5 protein-coding genes are annotated in these 7,072 nt (G+C 65.4%); 3 read left to right on the top strand and 2 right to left on the bottom strand.

The window, feature by feature from the left end; all coding sequences use genetic code 11:
- Nucleotides 1-177 precede the first annotated feature (177 nt).
- Nucleotides 178-1,761, bottom strand: coding sequence for a serine hydrolase domain-containing protein (locus ACOJSJ_RS17795; RefSeq protein ID WP_420146291.1), 1,584 nt, complete (start codon nucleotides 1,759-1,761; stop codon nucleotides 178-180).
- Between the two features lie 320 nt (nucleotides 1,762-2,081).
- On the opposite strand from ACOJSJ_RS17795, the gene ACOJSJ_RS17800 reads away from it, so the two are divergent.
- The 3 genes from ACOJSJ_RS17800 (at nucleotide 2,082) to ACOJSJ_RS17810 (ending at nucleotide 5,746) form a co-directional block, all read left to right on the top strand.
- Entirely contained in the window at nucleotides 2,082-2,747 is a 666-nt protein-coding gene (locus ACOJSJ_RS17800) for a response regulator (RefSeq protein ID WP_420146295.1), read from the top strand.
- 22 nt (nucleotides 2,748-2,769) lie between these two features.
- The gene (locus tag ACOJSJ_RS17805; RefSeq protein WP_420146292.1) at nucleotides 2,770-4,269 is read left to right on the top strand and encodes an ATP-binding protein; all 1,500 of its coding nucleotides are present in this window, start codon (nucleotides 2,770-2,772) and stop codon (nucleotides 4,267-4,269) included.
- Nucleotides 4,270-4,345: 76 nt separating this feature from the next.
- Entirely contained in the window at nucleotides 4,346-5,746 is a 1,401-nt protein-coding gene (locus ACOJSJ_RS17810; RefSeq protein WP_420146293.1) for a CapA family protein, read from the top strand.
- Between the two features lie 108 nt (nucleotides 5,747-5,854).
- Here ACOJSJ_RS17810 and ACOJSJ_RS17815 read toward each other — a convergent pair whose 3' ends face one another.
- Nucleotides 5,855-6,751 (bottom strand): aldo/keto reductase, encoded by an 897-nt coding sequence (locus ACOJSJ_RS17815; RefSeq protein ID WP_420146294.1) that lies wholly within the window; start codon nucleotides 6,749-6,751, stop codon nucleotides 5,855-5,857.
- Nucleotides 6,752-7,072 lie beyond the last annotated feature (321 nt).

Raw genomic sequence — 7,072 nt, forward strand, 5'->3', positions numbered from 1 at the left:
CGTCGGCCGGGACATCCGCCTGCGCCATCGCCGCGCCATGCCCCGCCGATGCGATCAGGATGGCGCTGCCGCCCATCAACAGGTGCCGCGATGCGGCCTTGAAATTCGTCATGCTCAGTCCCCTTTTGTTTTTCGTAGATATCGGGCCGCTTCCCGGCGGCTCTGTTTGGAAAAGGATCAATCCGCCCGGCGGAACAGCAGGTCGTAGGCGCGGCCTTCGCCAAAGCGCATGGCGTTGATTGCCCCGCTGGCGTCACGCTGGAACTTGACCGTGGCGGGCGAGGAATCGGGCATCGCCTTGCCGCTGAACACATCGGCATAAGCGGGCTTGAGCGACTGGTTCGACCAGCGCGGGCCGTCATAGACGAGCGCTGCGCCATCCTGACGGAAGGTCAGGCAGGCATCGGCATCCACCGCGCAGAACTTGCCGAGATAGGGTTTGGCGTCGAAGACGGTGACCTGCTCCACCTTGCGATAGGGGATTTTTTCGCCTTCGCGGTTTTCGCGGATGAGGCCGGTCTTGCCGAAGGCAAAGATGTCTTCCCGCTGTGCCCAGCGGCCGGGGCCGACCGGGGTCAGCAGCTTGCCGTCGGCGCGCAGGCGGCCCTGTTCGTCGGCGTCGAAGGTGACCGCAAAGCCGTTCATGCTGTCGGCATAGAGGCCGACGGGCAGCGGCCCCCTGGGGGTGTAGGGCTTTTCGCTATAGGCGGGCAGGAAGATGTCGGCGACGTCGCGGCCCAGCACCGGCGTGTCGGCATTGCCGGTGTTGCACAGCAGGGACACGGCGAGCTTCTGTTTGGGATAGCGCGCCATCCATGCGCGATAGCCGCCGGTGGAACCCGAATGGCTGACTTCCTGCTGACCATGATGGTCGAGGTTGACCAGCGCCAGCGCATAGGCGATCGGCGTGCCGTCGTTCAGCTTCGTGGGTGTCTGCATCTGCGCGGTGAAGCCTGCGCCGAAGAAATCGCTGTCGAGCGCGGCCTGCCACTTCACAAGGTCGCCCACGGTGGTCAGCAGGCCGCCATTGCCATAGGCGTCCTCGATCACCTGATCATTGCGGTAGAGGCCGTCCTGAAAATCATAGGCGCCGGTGCGGCCCGCCACCACTTCGCCATGATCGTCGCGCCAGCTGGTGTGGGTCATGCCCAGCGGCTTGAAGATGCGGTCGGCGGTGAAATCGGCGAGCGACTGGCCGGACACGCGGGCGACGATGATCGCGGCGAGGTTATAATTGCTGTTGCTGTAGAGATAGTGCGCGCCGGGGGCGAAATTCAGCTCGCTCTGGCGCGACGCGATGGCGAGGACATCGTCGTTGGACGCGGTGCGGCTGTTGCGCGGCCAGCCCTCGATCGCGGCGACGCTGCCCCAGTCGCGCAGGCCGCTGGTGTGGTGCAGCATGTGGCCGATGGTGACCGGCGTCGCATAGACGGGCATTTCGGGCAGATATTTGCGGATGTCGTCGTCCAGCGACAGCTTGCCTTCGCGGGCCAGCATCAGGATGGCGGCGGCGGTGAACTGCTTGGAATCCGAACCGGCTTCATAGATGCTGTCGGGGGTGGCGGGGACCGCCTTTTCCAGATCGGCCATGCCATAGGCGCGGGTCGCGATCGCCCGACCATTGCGCGACACGGCGACCGAACAGCCGGGCGCGGTCTTGCTGTTCCATTTGGCGAACAGGGCGTCGAGCCGTGCCATCGACGCGGAATCGACCCGTGCTTCATTCTGCGCCATGGCACCGCCTGACAGCGAAACAGCCATGCAGAATATTACCCCCGCGAACGCGGAGCGACCCGTCGTCATAGTTCCGATTCCCCATTGGATTTTTGCGAAGCGCTTATGTGCGCTGCATTTTTTGCGACCCGAAGGCTGTGGATTTCGATCCCGCCATTCGTAATTCTGTTCGTGTCCTAACCGGAGTCGCTGTCACCAACCTGACATAATGGACCCGGAAGGGCCGGTCGTGTAATCAACGGCAAGATTGGCGGCGCCGTACTTCGCATTTGCGATTCCGTGCGGACGGGTTGTCGCAATTAAATGTCGATCCTTGGGTGGTCGCCCCGCAGGATAAAGGTTTGAAGATGCGTCTGTTGCTGGTGGAAGATGATGAGCGGCTGGCCCGCGGCATGGTCGCGTCGCTGGAGGCTGCCGGTTTCGCCGTCGACATATTGACCAGCGGCGAAGAGGCGCTGAACCTGGCCGATCAGGAACCCTATTGCGCGATCATCCTGGACCTTGGCCTGCCCGATATGGACGGGCTGGACGTGTTGAGCCAGCTGCGCGCGCGCGGCGCGGCGACACCGATCCTGATCCTGACGGCGCGCGACATGATGGACGACCGGATCAACGGTCTGGATCGCGGGGCCGACGATTACATGGCCAAGCCCTTCGATCCGCGCGAACTGGAATCGCGCATCCGGGCGCTGGTGCGGCGCAGTCAGGGGCAGCTGGACCCGACTTTGCGGATCGGCGCGCTGATGTTCGACCGGTCGAGCCGGACCGTCTATCTGGACGACAAGATGCTGGACCTGCGCCGCCGCGAACTGGCGGTGCTGGAAACGCTGATGGGGCGGCCGGGCAAGGTGATCGCCAAGGAAAGGCTGTCGGCCGAAATCTTCAATTTCGACGATGCCGTGACGCCCAATGCGCTGGAAGTCTATGTCGGCCGCCTGCGTCGCAAATTGCAGCCGTCCGGTCCCGCCATCCGCACCGTGCGGGGGCTGGGCTATATGATCGAGGCGGCATAACTTTTTATCTGCTAACAGCGTGATGATGCGGAACCTGCCCCCTTCGTTGCGGCTGCGGCTGACCGGCGCGGTGATGATGCCGCTGGCCGCGCTTGTCCTGCTGTTCGGGATCATCACCGCATGGGTGACCCATGATACGGAGGCCGACACGGTCGATCGCGTGCTGGCCGGATCGGTCAGGACGCTGAGCCTGGTCTATAACAGCCGGTCGCCGGAGCGGGAAACGCTGTTGCCGCTGGCGGTGCATCTGTTGCGGCGGCGGGCGCGGCCGGTGGTGCATTTCAGCGTCTATCGGGGCAGGGATCTGCTGGCCGGGGATCCCGACCTGACGCCGCCGTCCGATTATAGCATGACATGGGATGGGGTGACGGATCGCCATCCACCGGTGACGTTCGTCAATGCCTATCGCGCCAATCCGACGATCCGCGGCTACCTGAACGCCATCGATGCGCGCGATGTGACGCAGGCGGCCTATCTGCGCGACGGGACGTTGCACGGAAAACCGGTGCGGATCGCGACGGAGGTGCGGCGGCCGGTGGGCGAGCAGGCGCTGATCGTCATCCAGATCGCCGATTATGTCGACGATCGCATGGCCTATGAGCGGCAGTTCATGGGACGGGTGCTGATGGTCGGGTTGGCGGTGCTGCTGGTGACGGGCCTGCTGTTCTGGTGGGCGATCCGGTGGGGGTTGAGGCCGCTCATCGACCTGACGCAGCAGGTAGAGACGGCGCAGCAGGACGCGTCACCTGCCTTCCGGCTGGAAGCGTCTGAGGCGAACCCGGCGGAAATCCGGCCGTTCATCGCCGCGTTCAACGGGTTGATGGCGCGGCTGGAGCGGGCGAGCAATTCGCTGCGCCACTTTACGTCCGACGCATCGCACCAGATGCGCACCCCGCTGGCGGTGGCGCGGGTGCAGCTGGACGTGCTGGACCGTTATGGGCCGACGTCGCCGCAGGGCCGGGCGGCGCTGACCGATATTCCCCATGCCATCGGCACATTGGAACAGTTGCTGAAGCAGCTGATCGCGCTGGCGCGCAGCGAGGATCAGGGCGACATGCAGATGCGGCCGTTCGATCTGGCGGAACTGGCCGCCAGCGTCACCGCCGACCGGGCGGGACAGGCGCCGGTGGCGATGGACATCGGATATGACAATCGCATGGACGGGCCGGTGATGGCGCTGGGCCAGCCCGCACTGGCGGGGGAACTGCTGGGCAATCTGCTGGACAATGCCATCCGGTACAACCGGGCGGACGGGGCGGTGGCGGTCAGCCTGTGGATGGACGATCAGGACGCGGTGGTCGAAATCGACGATAACGGTCCCGGCATCCCCGCCGACCAGCGGGACAAGGTGTGGGAGCGCTTCTATCGCATCAACAGTCGGTCGGGCGCGCCCGGCACCGGGCTGGGCATGCCGATCGCGCGGGCGCTGGCCGACCGGCTGGGCGCGCGGATCGAATTGCGCGACGGACGGACGGGACAGGGGCTGTGCGTGCTGGTGCGGTTCCGGCTGCCGCAGGGATAAGGGCGCATGTGACAGGTTCATGTCAGTCGTCCGGGTTAAGCCTGTCGCATCAGCATCGATCCGGGGGACCATCTTCATGCCTGCCATTTTCCATCGTCGCGCGTTGCGCAGCCTGCTGTGCGCCGGGACCGCGATCCTGTTGTCGGCCAGCCCGATCGCCCGCGCGGCGGAAGAGGGCAAGCTGGAAACGACGCAGGTGCCCAGCACGCCGATCGCGGGCGATTTCAGCTTTGCCGCGGTGGGCGACCTTATCTACCTGCGCCCGATGCTGGCGACGATCGAGAAGCAGTCGCCCGACATGCTGCGCATCCTGCGCAGGGCGGACGTGACCTTCGGCAATTTCGAGACGACGGCGCTGGACCTCAACACCTTCAAGGGATCGCCGCAGGCCGAATCGGGCGGCACATGGATGCTGGCCGATCCGGGGGTGCCCGGCGACATCGCGAAAATGGGCTTCGACATTGTCGGCCATGCCAACAACCATACCACCGACTGGGGCGTGGAGGGCATGGCGGAGACGCTGGACCTGCTGGACGCCGCGCATCTGATCCATGCCGGGACCGGCAGTAGCATGACGGCGGCGCGTTCGCCCGAATATCTGGACGCGCCGCTGGGCCGGGTGGGTCTGGTATCCGCGACGACCAGCTTCACGCCGATGTCGCCCGCGTCCGACCCGCTGGGCAAGGTGCCGGGACGCGGCGGGGCGAACACCATCCGCAATAGCGAAATCGGGCTGGTGTCGGACGCAGACCTTGCCACCCTGGCGCGGATCACCGGGACCAAGGCAGGCGATGCGGTGAAGATCAAGGGGCGCGCGTTCCGCGCCACCGCCACCCCGGTCAGCCCGATGAAGATCGAATATGACCTGAACCAGAAGGATGTGAACGCGAACCTGCTGGCCATTCGGCAGGCCAAGCAGAACGGCAATTTCGTCGTCTTTTCGCTGCATAATCACGAACCGGGCAATGCCAGCCAGATCGTCGCCAATTTCGCCCAGCCGCTGGCGCATCAGGCGATCGATGCGGGCGCGGACGTCTATGTCGGCCATGGGCCGCACCAGTTGCGCGGCATCGAAATCTACAAGGGCAAGCCGATCTTCTATTCGCTGGGCAACTTCGCGATGATGAATAATTCGCTCGATGACCTGCCCGCCGATATGTACGACCAGTTCGGCATCGCGCCGGGCACGGTGACGCCGCCCGAACTGCTTCAGGCGCGCGGGGCCAAGACGTTCGGCGACCCCAACCTGTATGAAACGGTGATCGCGGTCAGCCGGTTCAGGGACGGCAGGCTGGCCGAAATCCGGCTGCACCCGATCGACCTGGGCGTCAACGCACAGGGCGCGGGCAAGGGCGTGCCGCACATGGCGGATGCGGCGACCGGCGCGCGCATTCTGGAACGGTTGCAGAGGCTGTCGCAGCCCTATGGCACGCAGATCGCCATCGAACGCGGCGTGGGTGTCATCCGGATCAGGTAACCGGCGGGCCGGCCCTTGTCCGCCGTCGGTGGACGAGGGCTGGCTGGATCAGGGCATCTCGGGGTGGGGCCTGGTCCAGTCGCCTTGACGCAATCAGGCCCCACCCAATCAAGGGAGCCGTTCGCCCAGCGATGCTTCCAGCACGGCATACCATTGTTCGCGGGTCCAGCCGACCTTGAGCGCGTCCACGCTGCGGGCGATGCGGGCGGGGGACTGGCTGCCGACGATGGGGATGGGGCGGGCCGGATGCACCATGATCCATGACAGCGCGGCGGCGGTGGCGTCCACATCATAGAGCGCGGCCTGTTCGCCCATCAGGATCGCGGCGGGGTGCAGCGGCTTGGCCAGACGGCCGCCACCCAGCGGCGACCATGCCAGCACCGCCAAGTCGCGCGCCATCGCCTGATCGAGCGTTCCGTCATACAGCGGGGCGGTGTGGAGCGCGGAAAATTCCGGCTGGGTGCTGACGATCGGCAGGTCGAGGAAGCGTTGCAGCGCATCCAGTTCGTGGATGCCGTAATTGGACACGCCGATGGCGCGGACCTTCCCCGCCTCCACCATTTTGGTGAGCGCGGCGGCGACTTCCTGCGGGTGGGTGAGGAAATCGCGGCGGTGAATCTGATACAGGTCGATCCGCTCCGTCTGGAGCCGGGCGAGCGAGGCGTCGATGGCATCGGCCAGATAGGGCGCGCCGCTGTTATAGGGGATGCCGGGACGGATGCCGCCTTTTGTCGCGAGGATCATGCGGTCGCGTAGCGCGGGCGCCTGCGCCAGAACGCGGCCCAGCAGCGTTTCGGCCGAACCGAAGCCGCCCGGCGTGTCGCAGCCATAGATGTCCGCCGTGTCGAGCAGGGTGATGCCCGCGTCCAGCGCGGATTCGACCCGCTGCTGCGCCTGTGTGACATCGTCGTCGGCAAAGCGCCACATGCCCCAGGCGATGGGAAAAACGGAGAGGCCGCTCTGACCAAGCGGGCGGGGTTCGCGGGACGGATACAGCATTGTCATGGACATCGTCATGACACAGGCGATGGCGGGGCGGTAGAGGGTGGCTCGACGGAATGAGACAGCGAAAGTGACAGAGTCGATAAGTAGGCCTATTTCATTAGTTGGCTAACTAATTAATTTATTTCGCGGTGTGGTTTTTTGGGTCGGGCCTTGGGGATGTGGGCTTTACGGCGCGGATCGGCGGGCACACGGATCGAAGGCGGGAAGGCGGGAAGGCGGGAAGGCGGGAAGGCGGGAAGGCGGGAAGGCGGGAAGGCGGGAAGGCGGGAAGGCGGGACGGCGGGAAGGCGGGAAGGCGGGAAGGCGGGAAGGCGGGAAGGC

The organism is Sphingobium sp. (genome assembly GCF_048594625.1).
Lineage (GTDB): Bacteria > Pseudomonadota > Alphaproteobacteria > Sphingomonadales > Sphingomonadaceae > Sphingobium.